Source organism: Ruegeria sp. L11 (assembly GCF_056531755.1).
This window is the reverse complement of sequence record NZ_JBQFMI010000006.1, coordinates 86267-105008: the sequence shown is the minus strand read 5'-3', so window position 1 is coordinate 105008 and position 18742 is coordinate 86267. Positions and strand designations below refer to the sequence as shown.

The following is an 18742-nucleotide window of genomic DNA, read 5'->3' as shown; positions in this document are numbered from 1 at the left end:
TTTCCTTTTACCCAAGATAGGTAGCGGTCGCGGCACATACCAGCGCTTTCGCCCCCTTGCCCGATCCTGCGCTGCGCTGTACCAGCGGCACATGCCCAGATATGCGTTGAAAGTTGAATACCAGGGGGAACCGTTTGCCGGATGGCAGCGGCAAAAGGATCAACCATCTGTACAAGGCGCCATCGAACAGGCCCTGTCCCGTATTCAGCCGGGCGACCACACAATTGCCGCAGCGGGGCGCACGGACGCCGGTGTTCACGCCCTGGGGCAGGTTGCCCACTGCGACATGGCAAAGGAATGGGACCCGTTCCGCCTGTCTGAGGCGCTGAACTATCACCTCAAGCCACTCCCAGTGGCCATCGTAAAGGCCGCCCCCGTGACCGAGGATTGGCACGCGCGGTTTTCAGCGGTTGAACGGCAATATCTGTTCCGCATCCTGATGCGCCGGGCGCCCGCAACCCACGACCGGGGACAGGTCTGGCAGATTAGCCACCTTCTGGATGTCGACGCCATGCAGGAAGGGGCAAACATGCTGCTGGGCCGGCATGATTTCACCACGTTCAGGTCGTCGATCTGCCAGGCGGCCAGCCCGGTCAAAACCCTGGATGAACTGCGCGTTGAACGGGTCGCAGGCTTTTCCGGCCCCGAGGTTCATTTCCACGTGCGCGCCCGGTCGTTCCTGCACAATCAGGTGCGCAGTTTCGTCGGAACGTTGGAACGTGTGGGCGCCGGAGCGTGGACCCCGGAAGATGTGCGTGAGGCTTTAGAAGCCGCCGACCGCGCTGCCTGCGGGCCGGTATGTCCGCCGCACGGGCTGTATCTGGCGCGGGTCGGATATCCGGACCCGGTGTTCGACTGATCTAAACCGCGCGCAGAAGCAACCCGCCTGCAATCACCGCAATGACAAGTCCCGCCACCAGTTCGATGGAGGGTGCCAGAACCGACGCAAAGCGCGTGGCCGACGCCGAAGCCAGTAGCCCGCCGCGCAGACCAAAAGACGTCCACCCGACCAGCGTAGTCACAGTCGCCGTGCCAAGCGCCATGGCGAAAGCACCCGCGATCCCTACCATGGCGATGCCCATTTGCCACGTCAGGATCAGTACAAACAAGGCACCGGTACAAGGCCGCGCTGCTATGCCTGCGATCAGGATCAGGGCTTCGCGCAACGTGCCCACATTTGCGACCTCGTCCGCGGTTGGACCATGACGATGACCGCACTCCGCACAGGCTCCCTCATCATGATGGTGCCGATGGGTGTGATCGTTAGAGACATGCTTTTTTTGCTGTCGTGCGAAATTGCGCACAGCCCGTACAACCAGCCAAAGCCCAATCAACGCAATGGCCCCGTAGCTGATCGGAGCCATCACCTGTTCGGTCGTCCCAACTAGGCTTTCGCGGGACATCTGAAAGACCAGCACCCCCGCGTAGACCAGCACAACCGCCGTCACCGCCTGACCAAGGCTGGACAATACACTGATCGCCGACAACCGCCAGAAGGCGACACGCCGACCCAAACCGTAGCCGCCGATCAAAACCTTCCCGTGGCCCGGACCCACAGCATGAAAGAACCCATAGGCGAAACAGACAGTCAGAAGCGTGGCCACCGCCTGAGGCTGTTCCGCGCGCGCTGAACGCAAGGACCGCGCGATCTGGTTCTGAAAGTCCCGCTGCTCTCCGGCTGCCCAACCTGCCAGACTGTCAAACCCACCACTGCCCCAGAACCAAAGCAGCAAACCAAAGGCCAGAGCGACCGGAACAATCAGGAAACGGGACATGAAATGAGGACCTCAGTCGCAAAGCTCTCACCGACCAAGGGAATATCGTTTTCCTCCAGGTCGTAATCCGCGTCCAGTGTCAACAGAAACGCCTGCATCTGTGCAAGCTGCCCGTCTATGTCAGGGTCGTTACGATCCATCTGGCAAGAATCCGGGCCCGTCACGGTTACAGGGCGCGTTATCTCATAGGCCGTATAGAAGGACTCATCAAATGCCTTGGCGGAAAGCCCTATGGCAGGTATCGCGTCGCCTTCGACCGCGCGCATATGGGTGGTCACGACCCGCCCATCTTCCGTTGTCGCACTGGGCTCCATTGGACCGGACAGTGCAACCAGCGCTCCGTCTTTGGTGAGCACGAAGTCGCCGTTATACCCCTCGACCCATTGCATATCGAACCCGCTCAGACGTTCTTCTTCGCTTTTCGTCAAAATGCCGTCAGCATCCTGATCCAAATTCATGTCTTCCAGAACAAGCAGAGAGTAGAATTCGTCATATGCCCAAGTCACCCGGATATGGGTCAGGTGACCGGCCTCATCCACGATGAATTCCAGCCCGGTGTCGATAAAGACATGCGGGTGGGATAGTGCCGGGATCGGCAGGCAACAGGTCATGACAGTGAACAGCCAGCGCATATGCGCAAGATAGGTCTGAAGGGACACGGCGACAACGGCCTTTACACACACATGCGGAAACTGGCCGACCTTCAGACTGGCGGGAACAGCACAAGTGTTTGCAGAGCGGTTCCTACAGGACCCTGCGTGTCGAAAAGCACGGACTGAGACATGCCGATGCCCGTAGGTTGCCAATGTGAAACCGAACGGGACGCCAGCCAATCTGACACCGGTTCGCGGTGGATATTCACGGTCAGATCGGTGTTCATGAACCCCATTTCCGACGTCGGAGCATTCCACGAGATTCCATTGCCGCAATCCGCCAACGGGCACAGTGCCTGAATGGGCGACTGATCTTCGCCGCTCAACAGCTTTGGGGTGCGCATCCAGACCGTTTTCGGTCCGGCCCCCTGTTTGCCGTCTTTGGGATAAAGGATGTCACTGTAGTGGGCAAACCCCTTCAAATCATGACGAATCTCGCCGATTGGAAAAGGACCTTCTACTGCGTCTTCCAACTGTGGCGCACTGATTTCGACGTTTGCCACCGCGCCCAGATCGCGTCGCGCCAGATGCATGGTGGTGGCCGTGGCGCAGAGTGTGTAATCCAGGTCGTGCACCGTAACCCGTGTGGTCGCCAGCGTCTTGGTATGGCGCGTGGTTTCTGCGGCAACCCGCAACCCGGCCAAGGGCAGAGGGCGCAACAGGTCAACTGTCAGGCGGGTCAGCATCTTTTCGGGGCCAACCTCAGTTTCCGCTGCCCGCACTATCAACCCGCTGACCGGCCCTGCGTGGCAATGATCGGCAGACCACGGACCGCGTGCAGGATCATGTCCTACAAACGCCCCATCCTCGCGCTGATGAAAATAGGTCTGATCCGTGAAGTCGAGCCCTGCCATCAGTCCCCTCTGGTCATTCGCTGCGTTGTGTGCCTCGGCTCACTCATACCGGTAACCGATTGCGATGTAACGTGGTTTCCCCGGTGCGCGGTGAGTGGTATCTTCACGAAACTGTCCTTTTCGGGTTTTGAAACCGGGCTGTACTTTTAGGCACGAGGATGGCTTAACAGACCTGATCCTGTCCACCGCTGTGACGGGACGTCACCACATCAAATCCAAGTGGGGTTCGCATATGGCGTTGTTGATTGAAACCGGGCTGTCGGACTGGATTGGGGATGAGGAAATCGCCGCCACTTTACAGGCCCTGGCGCCTGGTGCCGACATCCGCACACCCGAAACGCTGGGCGACCCCAACGACATTACGATGCTGGCGGTAGTCAGCATGCAAAGCAATCACCCGACGAAGCTGCCCAACCTGAAACTGGTTCAGAAGCTGGGGGCCGGGGTTGAGACCATAGTTGGCCATCCGGACCTGCCTCCGCATATCCGTGTGGCGCGATTGAAGCCAGACGCGCCTGCGCAGGGCATTGCCGAATGGTTTCTCGCCTATATTCTGCGCGCTCAGCGCCACATGGTCTTTCACGAGGCATCCCAGAGTCGCGCCGAGTGGTTGCCGCGCGCGCCCGTTTTCACACCTGATACGGTTGTGGGCGTTCTGGGTCTGGGCCATATCGGGGCCCGCACTGCCCGCATGTTACGTGCCGTCGGGTTTCAGGTCATGGGCTGGAGCCGCTCACCAAAGTCCATCGATGGTGTCACCTGCCAGCATGGGCAAGACGCGCTGCCACGGCTATTGGGGCAATGTGATCACGTCTGTGCCATCCTGCCTTCGACGCCGCAAACCGTGGGTCTGTTTGACGCACAGACGCTGGCCGCGATGAAGCCGGGCAGTCAGTTGCTGAACGCCGGACGCGGAAACCTGATTGACGAGGCGGCGCTGATCGCGGCGCTGGATAACGGCTCACCGGGCCATGCCGTGTTGGACGTCACGTCACAGGAACCGCTGCCAAAAGACAGCCCCTTGTGGCGGCACCCTTCTGTGACGATCACACCGCATGTCTCGGGCTGGTATCTGGGGGACGCACTGTCGGATGTGGCTGAGAACTACCATAGGCTCAGGTCCGGCGATCCCCTGTTGCACGAAGTCAGTCGCGATCTGGGGTACTGATACCAAGTCAGAGATCAGGGCGTCAGGATCCAGTTTCCGTTACCGTCATTGCACCGGCGGGTTCTGATCTCGCGGCTTTGATCGCTGCCTTCCGGCTGGATGACATGTTGAAGGCCGACGCAGTTGCCCTGAACGTTTTGCACCCGGATCGTTCCTTTTGAGCCGGTCTCGTCGTTTTGCCAGGACCGTTCCTGCCCTACAGAAGGCGTGCCATTGTTCAAAAGGGCATTCGAGGTTTCACTGACCACTTCAAAGTCTGCCGGGGACAGCCCCATCTCAGCTATGATTCGGGAGAGTGACTTGGCGTCGGCGGAACCGGTCATCAATAGGGTGCCAAACGCGGCAATGACGGGTAAAAACTGGGCTTTCATTGTGGCCTCACAGAACTGAAATCATTTACGACCAAGGATATACCTCTGTTTCAGCAGGGCCAAGCCCCGGGGTGCCGACCTTCAAAATATCCCGAACAAACCTATCGCGTGTCAGGACCTAATAGCGCCGCGCCTTTGTCCCCATAGTGCCATTCAAACGATCCCGAGGCACACAAATGACCCATCCGACCTACTTCGCCCCGACCGGCGGCCACCCCGGCCAGAACCAGTTGCTGACCGACCGCGCCATGTTCACAGACGCGTATGCGGTCATTCCCAAAGGTACGATGCGCGACATCGTCACCAGCTATCTGCCGTTCTGGGAAGGAACACGCCTGTGGGTTCTTTCACGCCCGCTCAGCGGATTTGCCGAAACGTTCTCGCAATACATCATGGAAGTGCAGCCCGGCGGCGGCAGCGATCAGCCAGAGACAGACGCGCAAGCACAGGCAGTGCTTTTTGTCGTCGAAGGAACAGTCACTTTGACGCTGAACTCGGAAAACCATGTGTTGGAGACAGGCGGATACGCCTATATCCCCGCCGGCAGCGACTGGACATTGCGGAACACTGGCCAGACGGCAGCCCGGTTCCACTGGGTCCGCAAAGCCTATGAGTCCGTTCCCGGGTTGTCCGCGCCAGACCCGATCATCACCAACGAACGCGATGTGACGCCTGTCGAAATGCCGGGCACCGAAGGCCGATGGTCCACCACGCGGTTCGCAGACCCGCAGGACCTGCGCCATGACATGCATGTGAACATCGTCAATTTCGAACCAGGCGGGGTCATTCCCTTCGCCGAAACCCATGTGATGGAACACGGGCTTTATGTTCTGGAAGGGAAAGCGGTTTATCGCCTCAATCAGGACTGGGTCGAAGTTGAGGCCGGAGATTACATGTGGCTGCGCGCCTTTTGCCCGCAAGCCTGTTACGCAGGGGGGCCGGGCCGGTTCAGGTATCTGCTTTACAAGGACGTCAACCGGCATATGCCCCTGTCCCTGTCGCGCCGCTAAACGCTGGGCTGGCTGGGAATCGCAGTGATCTTTTGCCCCGGGGCTTCACACAAGGGTCGGAATTTGCTGAAATCCAGGTAACTTCTTGTTTTGAGCATTGGAGATTTGTCCATGAAACTGCGCCTTGCCCTGATAGCCGTTGCCACACTCTCTACCTCTGCAATCCTGCACACCGCACCCGCCATTGCGGGGGAAGAGACCAAATCCGTCTTCGTCATGAGCCGCAACTGGGCTGTGACACAGGTCGCAGACGAACCGGTCATTTATCGCGCCACACGCGACAACAACAACCTGAACCCGTTCGGCCCGCCCCCACGCCTTCGCACGACGCAAGCTATTACTGCCATTCAACAAGCGACGGGCTGCAAGGTGATCTTCAACAGCATGTACCAGAATATATCGGGTCAGTTCTTTTCTCAGGTCAGGTGCAAGTAAGCTGTTGCTGATCAGGCATTGAGATCGACCCGACGCCCTGCCATAGCTTGCGCATGAAACTCGCGATAAACGGATTCGGCCGCATTGGCCGCACGATCCTGCGGCAGGTTCTGGCCCTGCCCGAAGGGTCGGATATCGAGCTGGTGCTGATCAATGACATCGCGCCGCTGGAGACCTGTGCTTACCTGTTCAAATACGACAGCACCTTCGGCCCCTATCCCGGCGATGTGTCACAGGGCGATGCCGCGCTGATCGTAGACGGACGCTCTGTTCCTATGACGCACAGTGCCGATCTGACACGCGTTGATTTATCCGGCGTAGACGTGATGCTGGATTGTACCGGGGTCGCGCGCGCATCCGACGTGGCGCGTCGCGGATTGTCTGCGGGCGCCAGCAAGGTCCTGATCTCGGGTCCTTCGCCTGCGGCCGACTTAACCGTCGTTCTGGGGGCGAACGAGGATCAGTTGGGCAGCGCCCGGATCGTATCGAACGCCTCCTGCACAACGAATGGGCTGGCACCGCTGGTCAAAGTGCTGGACCACATTGGCGGTATTTTGTCGGGCCATATGACAACCATCCATTGCTATACCAACAGCCAACCCATGGTTGACGCCCCGCGCGGCGACCTTGCCCGGTCGCGGGCCGGTGCGCTGTCCATGGTTCCGACAACGTCCAGCGCCACACACCTGATCGACGTGGTCCTTCCACATCTGGCCGGGCGCATCTCGGGTGCCGCAGTTCGCGTCCCGACAGCCAGCGTTTCGGCGGTCGACCTCGTGGTCACGCTGGAACGCGGTATGCGGGCCGAGGATTTCGATCGTGCTTTGCGTCAGGCTGTTGTCGCGTCACCGGTTTTGGGTTGGACGGATTTGCCGCTGGTCTCGTCCGATCTGCGGGCGCGCCCGGAATCGCTGGTCATCGCTGGGCCGGAAACCCGCATGGTCGGTGAAAATCAGGTGCGCGTTTTCGGCTGGTACGACAACGAATGGGGCTTTTCGGCCCGCATGCTGGACGTGGCCCGCCTGATGGCCGCGCCGTGACCGGACTTAGCTTCGTACTCAGCGTCGGGTCGGAGTCTATGGTTTAGGCCCCGCGACAGGGTATTCTGTAACACGGACTACCTTACTGATCCGTTCAATCATGAAATCCATGAACAGGCGTGCCTTTGGGTCCTGATGGCGCCGATGCGTGTATAGGCAGGCCATCTGAACTGGAACAGGCGGAGTTTCCGTCGCAACCGGTACGAGGCGACCGGATTTCAGATGCTCGGCCACCTCGAAAACCGGCTTCATTGCAATGCCTTGACCGGACAACGCCCAATCCGTCAGGACATCCCCATCATCACATTCGAAGCGCCCGGACACGGCAAAACGTTTCGGACCATCGGGCGTTATCAGCATCCACTGAAACTCGGTCGCACCCGGAAAGCGCAGATTCAGGCATTCATGCTTGTCGGCAATCAGGTCAGCCCCGGTCTTAGGCATACCGCGCCGCGCCACATAATCCGGCGCAGCACATAGCGCACGCTGGCAGTCGGCAATCTTGCGAATACGCAACGTGCTGTCCTCGGGCTGGCCAATGAAAAACGCCAGATCCAGACCTTCCGTGGTCAGGTCAACCGAGCGATCCGTCAGGCGCAAACGGACATCAATCTCGGGGTATTCCGCAAGAAATTCGGGCACATGCGGAGCAAGCAATCGTCGCCCCACCCCCAGTGGAGACGCCACGAACAACGACCCGCGCGGTGCCTCGGTCAGATGTGTGACCTGAGCCTCGGCCTCGTCCACCGCATCCAGAACCGCCACCGCACCGGGATAAAATGCCTTTCCCTGCTCTGTCGGGGACAGGTTGCGTGTGGTGCGCTGGAACAGACGTACACCCAGATGGTCCTCAAGCTGCGATATTCGCGCCGATGTCACCGCTGGCGAAATCCTAAGATCCCGCCCGGCCGCAGACATGCTGCCCAGATCGTAAACCCTGACAAAGGTTCGGATGTTGTCGAGATAGGACATTTTTTCGGTTTTTTTGATACCCGTTGACAATATACTGGGAATATCGAAGAACCGCCCGTTTGCCTAGTGAATTGCACTGGGCCAAGACCAAAGGCCGGCCCGGACATTTGTTGCATACGGTTGACTATCGCCTGCAACGCGGCAATTCCAGTCTGCCAATCTAGATGCGCAATACGATGTGTCGGCACAAACCGGGACAATTTGACCAAAATTACCCGATCCCGCGTTTATCCCTTTTCCCAATAGCATTCAGATGTTCTAACCTGACACTATAAGACCGTCCGTGACACGGTAGCTGAGATTTGGAACTGGGACAATTGGGGCAATTCATGCAAGGGCGCACGCCGCAAGGCCGTTTGAAGTTCTGGCTGAGTGCCATTGTCATTTCACTGACCCCGACTGCTCTGATGGCGCTGGAAACCTCTCTGACGGCGCCGGGCGCTTCGAAGGAACTGGTTGAACGCCTGAAAAAGACATCATCGGTTACAACAGCGAAAGAGCGGGGCTTGGATACGCCACTTGAGATTCTGTCTGCCGCCTTGTCGGATTACCGCACGCTTGTACAGATCTTGTATGATGAAGGGTATTTCAGCCCGGTTGTCAGCATCAAGCTTGACGGGCAGGAAGCCGCTGAGTTGAGCTCTTTGACTGTGCCAACACAGATCAACAGGGCCGCAATTACCGTTGAAACCGGACCAAGCTTCAAATTCGGCACGGCCATTGTTCAGCCCCTGGCGTCTGGCACCGTTCTGCCCGAAGGTTTCGCCCCCGGCAAGTTGGCAACGACCGGAGCCATTCAAAAAGCAGGCTCGGACGGTGTGCAGGGGTGGCGGAATGCGGGCCATGCGAAAGCGAAAATTGAGGATCAGACCATCATCGCCCGCCACGCGCAGGCCCGTCTGGATGCGCAGATTGATCTGGACCCGGGGCGCAGGTTGACGTTTGGCAGAATGTTCATCAAGGGCGACACGGATGTGCGCCACCGGTCCATCGAAAAAATCGCCGGTTTCCCAAGCGGAGAAGTTTACTCACCAGAAAAAATCCAGAAGGTTGGAACACGTTTACGCCGCACCGGCACGTTCAACGTCGTGTCATTGCAGGAACATGAGACAGCAAACCCCGACGGCACACTGGATTTCGACGCCACATTCGAAGACCTGCCAAAGCGTCAGCTGACCTTTGGGCTCGAGCTGGCCTCGCGCGACGGTGTCGATGTGACCGCGACCTGGATGCATCGCAACATGTTCAAACGCGCGGAACGCCTGCGTTTTGAGGCCGCGATACGAAATATCGGTGGTTCCGAAGATCTTGATGGGCGGATCGGATTGCGTCTGGATCAGCCCGATCGTCTGGGTCCGGACGACAATACATTCTGGAACGCGTTGCTGGAGCGCCGCAACACCGAAAACTACAATGTTTCGGTTGCGTCTGTGGCATATGGTGCGCGCCGCACATTCTCGGACACGCTGTATGCCGAAGCCTCGGCTGGATTACAGTGGTCAGATGCTGACGACGCCTATGGAAATGGCCGAAAGTTTAGGTACTTTATCCTGCCCTTCCGCTCGGAATGGGATGAGCGCGACAGCAAAGTCAGCGCCACGCGCGGCTTTTATCTGGATACCGAAGTCATGCCTTTCGTTGGCTTTTCCGGCACCGATACAGGCATTCGCCTGTTTGTCGACGGGCGGGTCTATACCAGCCTTGGAACCGGCGGCAGGGTGGTGCTGGCCGGGCGGGCGCAGCTTGGATCGGTCATTGGCCCACCTGCGAGTGGCGTTACACCTGATTTTCTGTTCTTTTCCGGTGGCGCGGGAACCGTGCGCGGGCAACCCTATGAAAGCCTTGGCATCCCTGTCGGGACCGGTGTCGCAGGCGGCAAATCGTTCCTTGGACTTTCAGGTGAAATCCGGGGCAAGGTGACAGATTCGCTGTCGCTGGTCGGGTTTTACGACTACGGTGTCGTCGATACCTCTTCCTTCATAGGAAGTGGCGCGGAAGATCATGCAGGGGCTGGTATCGGCGTAAGATATGATCTGGGCGGTTTCGGACCCCTGCGGTTTGACCTGGCCTTCCCGGTAAGCGGGTCCAGCGGCGACGGTCTGCAGTTCTATATCGGGATCGGGCAAGCGTTTTGAGACGGCACCTTTCATACCCACTGCTGATTGGCACGCTGATGCTTGTGCCAGTAGCCGGCCCCGCGCAGGAGGACGAAGGCGGCAGCATGATCGAGCGGTTCCTACAGGACACGCTGTCGGGCGACGATCAGAATGTTACCGTCAAAGGCCTGCAAGGCGCGCTGAGTTCACGCGCCACCATTGCCGAGATCACGGTGGCTGATGATGAAGGGGTCTGGCTGACCATCCGGGAAGCGGAACTGGATTGGAACCGGTTGGCGCTGATCCGCGGGCGGTTCTCGGTCAACGCGCTGACCGCACAGGAAATCAACGTCGCCCGCGCACCGGGCACCACGACCAAGGACACACAGTCCCCTTCTGCCGAGACCCAGGCTTTTCAACTGCCTGAACTGCCTGTGGCCATCGAAATCGGCGAAATCCGTATTGGCGAACTGGCATTGGGCAAACCATTGATCGGTGTCGCGGCGGAACTGGCCGTCAATGGCAACCTGTCGCTGGCCGACGGCACGTTGGACACCAAACTGGACATCACCCGACTGGATCGGGCCGGTGATGAAATCTCTTTGGCTGCGGGCTTTCGGAACTCCGACAGCCAGATCGATCTTGACCTTCAGGTCACCGAAGCTGCGGGGGGTCTGATCTCGACCGCCTTGAAAATGCCGGACAGCCCTCCGATCGGATTGACCGCAAAAGGGTCCGGGCCGGTGACAGATTTTACGGCCGATATCGGCCTGAGCAGTGATGGGCAGCCACGAGTGACCGGGCAGGTTCGTTTGCGTTCTGCCCCAACAGCCGCGGCTAGCGCGGAGGAGGGCATCGCCTTTACCGCAGATCTGGGCGGTGACCTGACGCCCTTTGTCGCCGAGAATATGGATACGTTTTTCGGCCCCAAAACGCAGTTGATCGTGGATGGGCGTACCCTGCCTGAAGGAGCATTGGATATCAGTGATCTGGAACTCAGTTCTCAGGCACTGAACCTGAAAGGGGCGCTGCAACTGGCGCCGGGCGGTCGGCTGCAACTGGCGGCTCTGCAAGGACGCATTACGCCGCCAGAGGGGCAAAGCGTCGTCCTTCCGTTATCAGGTGGCGACACATCGATCGAGGCTGCTCAGGTTTCTGCGTTGTTTGATGAGAAAAACGGCAACCTCTGGGATCTGAGCCTGACCGCAAACGCCGTAAGATCCGACACCCTGAACCTGCAACGCGCGCAGATTACGGCGCAAGGGACCTTGGAACAGGGTGACGTTTTGCGGATCGACGGTGATTTGCAGGCTGCTTTGGACGGTATCGACCTGACTGACGATGCCCTGAACACCGCCGTTGGCGACCGCATTACGCTGGACGGTATGTTCCAATATGGCAGGGATCAGACCCTGAACCTGTCAGGGGTCGAGATGGTCGGCTCGGACTATGAACTGGGCGTTGATGCCGAGATCAGCGGCTTGTCCAGTGGTTTGGCCGTCAATGGTGCTGCGACGTTGCAGGCGACCGATCTGTCGCGCTTTTCGGGTCTGGCGCAGCTGGAACTGGGCGGTCAGGCCTCTGCCCGGCTCACCGGCCAGGGTTCGCCGCTTGAAGGCAGTTTCGATGGCAAGCTTGAGGTCGAAGGGCGCGATCTTTCCACAGGGCGCGACGACATTGACCCGGTGATAAGGGGCAACACAACAATCACGCTGGACGCCAAACGCGGAGCGGATGGCGTAACGATCCGGGATTTTACGCTGATCGGCGACGCTCTGCGCGCGCAGGCGGATGGCGCGGTTACCACCCCTGACGGCAACGTGACGATTGATGGGCAAGCAACAGTCAACGCGCAGGACCTTTCCGTGTTCTCGGGCCTCGCCAAACGTGAGCTTGGCGGTGCGGTACAGGCGAAACTGGACGGCAAAGGCACTGTTCAGACGCTCGAATTCGATGGCACAGCCAGCATGATGAGCCGGGATGTCAAAACGGGCCTACCCGAGATTGACCCGCTGCTGGTCGGCCGGACCGAGATCACGTTCGACGGCGCGCTGAGCCAGAAGCAGATTGAAATCCGCGACGCGGTGATCAAAGGTTCAGCCCTTGTGGCAAGCGCCGCAGCAACAATTGACGATCCGACGGATGCTTTGGCTGTGGACGGGCAGGTCAGTCTGAACATCCCGGACCTGTCACCCTTTTCAACTCTTGCCGGGCGAGATCTTGCAGGTTCGATTATCACGGATGTCGCAGGCAAAGGTACGGTTGGCAGCAAGGCCTTTGACGTAAAAGGCAACCTGGCTGCTGATGACATCAAATCCGGCATCAATGCGGTTGACAACCTGATCCAGGGGCGAACGAACCTGACGGTGGATGCGGTGAATGACGAGGCCGGTCTGAATATTCGCACATTCCAGCTGATCGGCACCGCCCTTTCTGCGGATGCATCCGGCAAACTGGACCGCGATGCTGGCGGACTGACCTTTACCGCTGCGCTGGATGATTTGGGGCGGCTGTCGAAAACACTCTCCGGGCCTCTGAAGCTGGACGGCAACGTCGCTCCGACACAATCCGGGCTGGAAGGGTCAGCTCATCTGCTGGGGCCAGAGAGTTCCTATGCCAAAGTGGCCGGTACGGTGGACACAAATGGATCCGCCGATCTGGACTTTGATGCCAAGTTCAACCGCATCGAAAGGTTTGTGCCAGAGTTTCCCGGCACCCTTACCGCTGCGGGCAATGCAAAGCGGGACAGTGGCGTTTGGACCATCGACGCCAAGGCGCAAGGTCCCGCAGACATCGTCAGCACGGTTGCAGGCACCTTTGATGAAACCAGCAGCAATGCAGATATTTCAGCGAAGGGTGGCGTAAACCTGGGGATAGCAAACGTCTTCATCACGCCTAACAAGATTGAAGGGTCCGCACGTTTTGATCTGGCCCTCAAAGGCCCGGCTGATCTGGCGTCCCTAAGCGGGTCGATTACCACCTCGGGAACATCCCTAGCACTTCCCGGCGCGGGTCAGACCATCACCGGGATCAACGGACAGGTGGATCTGGCGCAAAGCCGTGCAACCATCAAACTGAACGGCGGTGTGCGGGCCGGTGGTGGCTTTACCGTAAATGGACCTGTCGATCTGACGCCCCCGTTCAACGCGCAGATCACGACAACAATCGACAACCTCGTCCTGACCGATCGGCTTTTGTATGAGACGACTTTGAATGGCCAGATTGCCATGACCGGCGCCTTAGCCGGGAACAGTTCGCTGGCCGGGCAGATCACCTTTGGTGAGACCAATATCAACCTCGCTGCGGCTTCGGGGGCTGTAGGTGCCGCACCGATCCCTGAGATACAGCATGTCAACGAAAGCGGAGCCAGTTTCATCACGCGTGAGCGTGCAGGTCTGGTAGCCACCGAAGACAAGGGGCAACGCACGTCCAGAATAGCACTGGACGTCAACTTGCTGGCACCCAAAGCTGTGTTCGTCAGAGGGCGCGGTGTAAATGCCGAATTGGGCGGCCGGATCTCCATTGGTGGTACGACGACCTCGGTGGTCCCGTCAGGTCAGATTGAATTGATCCGCGGTAATTTCGATATTCTGGGCCGTAGGCTGGCCCTGACCAAAGGCATCGTGACCCTACAGGGTGACTTGACGCCTTATATCGAGTTTGAATCCTCTGCCAGCACCTCGGACGGCACCGCGACCATCGAAATCGCAGGGCCACTGGATTCACCCGAGGTTAACGTGTTTTCCGATCCCGAGCGTCCGGCTGAAGAGGCGCTGGCGATGCTGCTCTTTGGGAACAGGTTCTCGGAAATCTCACCGTTCCTGATTGCGCAGATGGCCGCATCGCTGGCGCAACTCAGCGGTGCTGGCGGGGACGCGACCAAGGGATTACGCGACTCTACCGGTGTTGATACGATTGATGTTGGTGCGTCAGAGGGTGGCGCGGGCCGACTGGGTGCCGGGGCCTATCTGGGTGAAAACCTCTATACCGACTTTACCGTCAATACCGAAGGCAATACCGAGGTGAACCTGAACCTTGATGTCACCGACAATTTCTCGGTCAAGGGCACGGTTGACGGTCGTGGCGAAACGGGCATCGGAGTGTTCTTTTCAAAGGACTATTAGGATCGCGTCCGACCCCAGCAAACTATTTCCGGCGAATTCCTATCGGTTGGCCGATCTGCGAAGCCGGTTCCAGAGACTTGTGATCCTCCACCATTTGCGCAAGACGCGCCGCTGCCCAATCCGGGTAAGGCGCGGATCGCCCGGTACTATGGCTGACATTCATAAAAAGCGCCTCTTGCGTCGCACAAATCTCGTCATTTTCTGCCAAAAGCATCTGGGCGAAATAATGTCCTCTCTTGCTGTCAGCATCCAGCATACGGAACCTGAAATAAAACGATGAACTGTCTTTGACCTCCTGCACGAAATGCAGATGAGACTGCAGGATATAAGGCCCCTGCCCCAACGCCTTGACCTGCACCTCGCCCAACCCGAGATGGTCAACCATCAGCTTTTCCAACGCCATGTCAAAGGCGACACCGTAAAACCCGACATTCATATGGCCGTTATAGTCGATCCATTCGGGCCGTACTTCAAAGCCGCGAATTTCCACAGGCGCGGCATACGGGCCATCATGCCCGCCAGGAGGTGTCGAAGTCAGCTGCATTTGGCCCCCTTTACTGTGCGTCTTCATCGTCAAGTATTGCCACGGCCCGGACAAATCCCGCAGAGGCCCCTTTTATCTTGAAGGGGAAACAGGAAATCTCGAACCCGGTGGGCGGCAAATCTTCCAGATTGGTCAGCTTTTCCAAGTGGCAATACCCGATATCCATCGACGCGCGGTGTCCTTCCCAGATAATAGATGGATCTCGGGTCTCAGCGTATTCCTGAGCGGTGAGCGGAAACGGTGCATCCCAGCTTCAGGCGTCGGTGCCGGTGACACGCACGCCACGTTCCGTCAGAAAAAGCGTCGCCTCGCGCCCCATTCCACATCCTTTGACCAGATAGTCCGGCGCGCCATAACGTGTCCCTGCCGCAGTGTTGACTACGACGATATCCAAGGGGCAAAGCTCGTGGCCGATGCGCTTCAATTCGGCTTCGACATCTGCCGAGGTAACAACATACCCATCCTCGAAGTGTCGAAAGTCCAGCTTGACGCCAGGGTTCATGCACCATTCCAACGGCACTTCGTCGATGGTTATCGCCCGTTCACCTTTGTTCATCGTGGAATGATGGTGATACGGCGCATCCAGATGCGTGCCGTTGTGGGTCGCGATCTGCAACCGTTCGATGGCCCACCCTTCACCGTTCGGCAGGTCTTGCCGTTCCAGACCCGGAAAGAAAGACATGACCTGTTCTGCCGTCTGATCATGGGTCAGATATTCGATTTGCGGCAACATGATTGGCGGGTCAGACACGATCCCAGTTTCCAACGGAACGGACAGATCGACGAAACGACGGGCCATTAGCAACTCCTCCACCATATTCCCGGACAGGGTTGGTTGAGCGCAAGCGCCTGTCAAGAAAAGAAAAAGGCGACCTGTCTGGCCGCCTTCTTTGCTTGATATGTATTGGGTTTACTCAGCCGCAACTGCGCCTTCGATCTTCTCGACGCGAATGGCCGAGAATTTGAACTCGGGGATTTTGCCATAAGGGTCGATGGCTGAGTTTGTCAGGATGTTCGCCGCCGCCTCAACATAGGCAAACGGGATGAACACCATATCCTCGGCAATCGCCCGGTCCGCGCGGACCATGATCTCAATCGAACCACGGCGTGTGGTCAGGCGGATCATGTCGCCCGGCTCGATGCCCATCAGCTTGAGCGTACGTGGATTCATCGAACAGTTCGCCTCGGGCTCAACCGCGTCCAGAACATTGGACCGGCGGGTCATTGAGCCGGTGTGCCAATGTTCCAGCTGACGGCCAGTGGTGGCGATCATCGGGTATTCCTCGTCCGGGGCCTCATCCGGCGGAATGACGCTGGCGGGGGTGAACTTCGCCTTACCGCCCGAGCGGGGGAAACCATCCCCGAACACGATGGCCTGACCCGGGTCGGTTTCGCTGAGCGACGGGTAGGTAATCGTCTCGGTCTCCAGACGCTCCCACGTGATGTTGTCAAGCGATGCCATGGTCAGTTTCATCTCGGCAAAGACCTGAGAGACATCGGTGTAATCCCAGTTCAGCCCGATGCGCTGTGCCAGCTCGACCGTGATCTTCCAATCTTCGCGCGCTTCTCCCGGGGGGGTAACGGCAGGCCGTACACGCTGTACCTGACGGTTGGTGTTCGACACCGTGCCGTTCTTTTCATAGAGCGCCGAGGCAGGCAGGATGATATCGGCATAGTTCGCCGTCTCGGTCAGGAAGATGTCCTGCACGATCATCAGATCCAGTTTGGCCAGCGCCGCGCGGGCGTGGTTCACATCCGGGTCGGACATGGCCGGGTTTTCACCCTGAATATACATGCCCTTGATGTTGCCCGCATAGGCCTGATCGATGATTTCGGTCACCGTCAGACCCTTCTCGTTCGAGAAGTCATCCGAATGCCAGACATCATTGAATCTGGCGCGAACGCCGTCGTCAGTCACCGACTGATAGTCCGGCAGGAACATCGGGATCAGGCCCGCATCCGATGCGCCCTGCACGTTGTTTTGCCCCCGCAGCGGGTGCAGCCCAGCGCCGGGTTTACCGACATTGCCCGTCATCAGAGCCAGCGAAATCAGGCAGCGCGAGTTGTCGGTGCCGTGGATGTGCTGGCTGACGCCCATGCCCCAGAAGATCAGGCCAGCTTTGGCCTGCGCAAAGGTACGCGCGACACGGCGCAGCTGATCCGGTTCAATACCACAGATCGGTGCCATCGCTTCGGGCGTGAAGGCGCGCAGGTGTTCTTTCTCGGCCTCCCAGTTCTCGGTCCAGCGGTGTATGTACTGGCTGTCATACAACTCTTCCTCGACGATCACGTTCATGATCGCGTTGAGCATCGAGACATCCGCCCCCGGACGGAACTGCAGCATTTCATCCGCGAACTTGCGCATACCAACGCCACGGGGGTCCATAACGATCAGTTTGCCGCCACGCTTGGCGAACTGCTTGAAATAGGTCGCCGCGACAGGGTGGTTCTCGATCGGGTTCGAACCGATGATGATCGCCACATCGGCGTTTTCGATCTCGTTAAAGGTCGCCGTCACCGCGCCCGAACCCACATTCTCGATCAGCGCCGCAACGGATGAAGCGTGGCACAGACGGGTGCAGTGATCGACGTTGTTGTGCTTGAAGCCCTGACGGATGAACTTCTGGAACAGGTACGCCTCTTCGTTGGTGCACTTGGCCGAACCGAAGCCCGCAACCGAACGTGGGTCTTCGGCACGCAGGGCCATCAGCTTGGTCGCGGCCAAGTCCATCGCCTCTTCCCAGGTCGCCTCTCGGAAATGGCTCGACAGGTTGCCCGGATCAACGTTCAGCCCCTTGGCGGGCGCATCCTCGCGCCGGATCAGCGGTTTGGTCAGGCGGTGCGGGTGGTGGATGTAGTCAAAGCCAAAGCGACCTTTGACGCACAAACGACCTTCGTTTGCGGGGCCGTTGATGCCCTCGACATACTTCACCTTGCCGTCCTTGACCTTCAGTGACACTTTGCAGCCCACACCGCAGAACGGGCAGACGCTTTCGGTTTCGCTGTCGTAGTCCTTGCTGTCCCCCTGCTGCTGGTCGTCCAGCACGGTGGCCGGCATCAGCGCACCGGTCGGGCAGGCCTGAACACATTCACCACAGGCCACGCAAGTTGACGCGCCCATCGGGTCGTTCTGGTCGAACACCACCTGCGCGGTTTGACCGCGACCAGCCATGCCGATCACGTCATTCACCTGCACTTCGCGGCAGGCCCGAACACAAAGATTGCAGTTGATGCAGGCATCCAGATTGACCCGCATCGCCACATGGCTGTCATCCAGCAGCGGGATTTTCTCGGCCTCTTTCGCAGGAAATCGGCTGTCGCTGACATCGTTCAGCTTGGCCATATCCCAGAAATGGCTGGATACGTCATGCGGCTGCTCGGGCTGGTCGGCCACGAGCAATTCCATCACCATGGCGCGCGATTTCTCGGCGCGGTCGGTATCGGTCTTGACCACCATCCCGTCAGCCGCCGGGCGGATGCATGAGGCGACCAGCGTGCGCTCGCCCTCCACCTCGACCATGCAGGCGCGGCAGTTGCCATCGGGGCGGTATCCCGGCGCAGGCTTGTGGCACAGGTGCGGGATCACCAGGCCCCGGCCATTGGCTGCTTCCCAGATCGTGGTGCCCTCGGGCACAGTGACGTCATCGCCGTTCAGGTTGAAGGTGACGGTCTTGGTTGGGCTTGCGTCAAGCATGGCTCT

16 protein-coding genes are annotated in these 18742 nt (G+C 58.9%); 7 read left to right on the top strand and 9 right to left on the bottom strand.

Features of this window, described 5'->3' with window-relative positions:
* Positions 1–91 precede the first annotated feature (91 nt).
* Complete coding sequence (truA, locus tag ACR0CE_RS12720; RefSeq protein WP_480483990.1) at positions 92–859, top strand: tRNA pseudouridine(38-40) synthase TruA; 768 nt, start codon at positions 92–94, stop codon at positions 857–859.
* Position 860: 1 nt separating this feature from the next.
* Here truA and ACR0CE_RS12715 read toward each other — a convergent pair whose 3' ends face one another.
* The 3 genes from ACR0CE_RS12715 to ACR0CE_RS12705 are packed head-to-tail and all read right to left on the bottom strand — an operon-like array spanning position 861 to position 3282.
* A complete protein-coding gene (locus tag ACR0CE_RS12715) occupies positions 861–1775 on the bottom strand; it encodes a nickel/cobalt transporter (RefSeq protein ID WP_480488221.1) in 915 nt (304 codons plus the stop codon).
* Positions 1760–2434 (bottom strand): DUF1007 family protein, encoded by a 675-nt coding sequence (locus ACR0CE_RS12710; protein WP_480832749.1) that lies wholly within the window; start codon positions 2432–2434, stop codon positions 1760–1762. Before ACR0CE_RS12710 ends, ACR0CE_RS12715 begins: the two co-directional genes overlap by 16 nt.
* Positions 2435–2478: 44 nt before the next feature.
* The gene (locus tag ACR0CE_RS12705; RefSeq protein WP_480832747.1) at positions 2479–3282 is read right to left on the bottom strand and encodes a thioesterase family protein; all 804 of its coding nucleotides are present in this window, start codon (positions 3280–3282) and stop codon (positions 2479–2481) included.
* Between the two features lie 232 nt (positions 3283–3514).
* On the opposite strand from ACR0CE_RS12705, the gene ACR0CE_RS12700 reads away from it, so the two are divergent.
* Positions 3515–4450 (top strand): 2-hydroxyacid dehydrogenase, encoded by a 936-nt coding sequence (locus tag ACR0CE_RS12700; protein ID WP_480832745.1) that lies wholly within the window; start codon positions 3515–3517, stop codon positions 4448–4450.
* Positions 4451–4464: 14 nt separating this feature from the next.
* On the opposite strand, the gene ACR0CE_RS12695 is transcribed toward ACR0CE_RS12700, so the two are convergent.
* Entirely contained in the window at positions 4465–4821 is a 357-nt protein-coding gene (locus tag ACR0CE_RS12695) for a hypothetical protein (RefSeq protein WP_480832743.1), read from the bottom strand.
* A gap of 176 nt (positions 4822–4997) precedes the next feature.
* Between ACR0CE_RS12695 and ACR0CE_RS12690 the strand changes: the two genes are divergently transcribed.
* The 3 genes from ACR0CE_RS12690 (at position 4998) to ACR0CE_RS12680 (ending at position 7306) form a co-directional block, all read left to right on the top strand.
* The gene (locus tag ACR0CE_RS12690; protein WP_267366556.1) at positions 4998–5831 is read left to right on the top strand and encodes a bifunctional allantoicase/(S)-ureidoglycine aminohydrolase; all 834 of its coding nucleotides are present in this window, start codon (positions 4998–5000) and stop codon (positions 5829–5831) included.
* Positions 5832–5942: 111 nt separating this feature from the next.
* A complete protein-coding gene (locus tag ACR0CE_RS12685; RefSeq protein WP_480483996.1) occupies positions 5943–6266 on the top strand; it encodes a hypothetical protein in 324 nt (107 codons plus the stop codon).
* Positions 6267–6319: 53 nt separating this feature from the next.
* Positions 6320–7306 carry a type I glyceraldehyde-3-phosphate dehydrogenase gene (locus ACR0CE_RS12680; protein ID WP_480832741.1) on the top strand — a complete coding sequence of 329 codons (987 nt, stop codon included), beginning with the start codon at positions 6320–6322 and terminating at the stop codon, positions 7304–7306.
* Between the two features lie 36 nt (positions 7307–7342).
* Here the strand turns inward: ACR0CE_RS12680 and ACR0CE_RS12675 are convergent, their stop codons facing one another.
* Entirely contained in the window at positions 7343–8278 is a 936-nt protein-coding gene (locus tag ACR0CE_RS12675) for a LysR family transcriptional regulator (protein WP_480832739.1), read from the bottom strand.
* A 329-nt stretch (positions 8279–8607) separates the two neighbouring features.
* Here ACR0CE_RS12675 and ACR0CE_RS12670 point away from each other — a divergent pair, with 329 nt between their 5' ends.
* Positions 8608–10413, top strand: coding sequence for an autotransporter assembly complex protein TamA (locus tag ACR0CE_RS12670; RefSeq protein ID WP_480832738.1), 1806 nt, complete (start codon positions 8608–8610; stop codon positions 10411–10413).
* 38 nt (positions 10414–10451) lie between these two features.
* A complete protein-coding gene (locus ACR0CE_RS12665; RefSeq protein ID WP_480832736.1) occupies positions 10452–14498 on the top strand; it encodes a translocation/assembly module TamB domain-containing protein in 4047 nt (1348 codons plus the stop codon).
* 22 nt (positions 14499–14520) lie between these two features.
* On the opposite strand, the gene ACR0CE_RS12660 is transcribed toward ACR0CE_RS12665, so the two are convergent.
* The 4 genes from ACR0CE_RS12660 to fdhF form a co-directional block, all read right to left on the bottom strand.
* Positions 14521–15042, bottom strand: a complete 522-nt coding sequence (locus ACR0CE_RS12660; RefSeq protein ID WP_480832734.1) for a thioesterase family protein — start codon at positions 15040–15042, stop codon at positions 14521–14523.
* A gap of 10 nt (positions 15043–15052) precedes the next feature.
* Positions 15053–15208 carry a hypothetical protein gene (locus tag ACR0CE_RS12655; RefSeq protein ID WP_480832732.1) on the bottom strand — a complete coding sequence of 52 codons (156 nt, stop codon included), beginning with the start codon at positions 15206–15208 and terminating at the stop codon, positions 15053–15055.
* Positions 15209–15295: 87 nt separating this feature from the next.
* Complete coding sequence (locus ACR0CE_RS12650; protein ID WP_480832730.1) at positions 15296–15841, bottom strand: cyclase family protein; 546 nt, start codon at positions 15839–15841, stop codon at positions 15296–15298.
* 111 nt (positions 15842–15952) lie between these two features.
* A complete protein-coding gene (gene fdhF, locus ACR0CE_RS12645) occupies positions 15953–18736 on the bottom strand; it encodes a formate dehydrogenase subunit alpha (protein ID WP_480832728.1) in 2784 nt (927 codons plus the stop codon).
* Positions 18737–18742 lie beyond the last annotated feature (6 nt).

Excerpts from the sequence above, each read along its gene's own strand:
- ACR0CE_RS12685 (WP_480483996.1), top strand. The coding sequence starts at position 5,943 with ATGAAACTGCGCCTTGCCCTGATAGCCGTTGCCACACTCTCTACCTCT.
- ACR0CE_RS12695 (WP_480832743.1), bottom strand. The coding sequence starts at position 4,821 with ATGAAAGCCCAGTTTTTACCCGTCATTGCCGCGTTTGGCACCCTATTG.
- ACR0CE_RS12680 (WP_480832741.1), top strand. The coding sequence starts at position 6,320 with ATGAAACTCGCGATAAACGGATTCGGCCGCATTGGCCGCACGATCCTG.
- ACR0CE_RS12660 (WP_480832734.1), bottom strand. The coding sequence starts at position 15,042 with ATGCAGCTGACTTCGACACCTCCTGGCGGGCATGATGGCCCGTATGCC.
- fdhF (WP_480832728.1), bottom strand. The coding sequence starts at position 18,736 with ATGCTTGACGCAAGCCCAACCAAGACCGTCACCTTCAACCTGAACGGC.
- ACR0CE_RS12650 (WP_480832730.1), bottom strand. The coding sequence starts at position 15,841 with ATGGCCCGTCGTTTCGTCGATCTGTCCGTTCCGTTGGAAACTGGGATC.
- ACR0CE_RS12700 (WP_480832745.1), top strand. The coding sequence starts at position 3,515 with ATGGCGTTGTTGATTGAAACCGGGCTGTCGGACTGGATTGGGGATGAG.
- ACR0CE_RS12675 (WP_480832739.1), bottom strand. The coding sequence starts at position 8,278 with ATGTCCTATCTCGACAACATCCGAACCTTTGTCAGGGTTTACGATCTG.
- ACR0CE_RS12690 (WP_267366556.1), top strand. The coding sequence starts at position 4,998 with ATGACCCATCCGACCTACTTCGCCCCGACCGGCGGCCACCCCGGCCAG.
- truA (WP_480483990.1), top strand. The coding sequence starts at position 92 with ATGCCCAGATATGCGTTGAAAGTTGAATACCAGGGGGAACCGTTTGCC.
- ACR0CE_RS12655 (WP_480832732.1), bottom strand. The coding sequence starts at position 15,208 with ATGGATATCGGGTATTGCCACTTGGAAAAGCTGACCAATCTGGAAGAT.
- ACR0CE_RS12670 (WP_480832738.1), top strand. The coding sequence starts at position 8,608 with ATGCAAGGGCGCACGCCGCAAGGCCGTTTGAAGTTCTGGCTGAGTGCC.
- ACR0CE_RS12705 (WP_480832747.1), bottom strand. The coding sequence starts at position 3,282 with ATGGCAGGGCTCGACTTCACGGATCAGACCTATTTTCATCAGCGCGAG.
- ACR0CE_RS12715 (WP_480488221.1), bottom strand. The coding sequence starts at position 1,775 with ATGTCCCGTTTCCTGATTGTTCCGGTCGCTCTGGCCTTTGGTTTGCTG.
- ACR0CE_RS12665 (WP_480832736.1), top strand. The coding sequence starts at position 10,452 with ATGCTTGTGCCAGTAGCCGGCCCCGCGCAGGAGGACGAAGGCGGCAGC.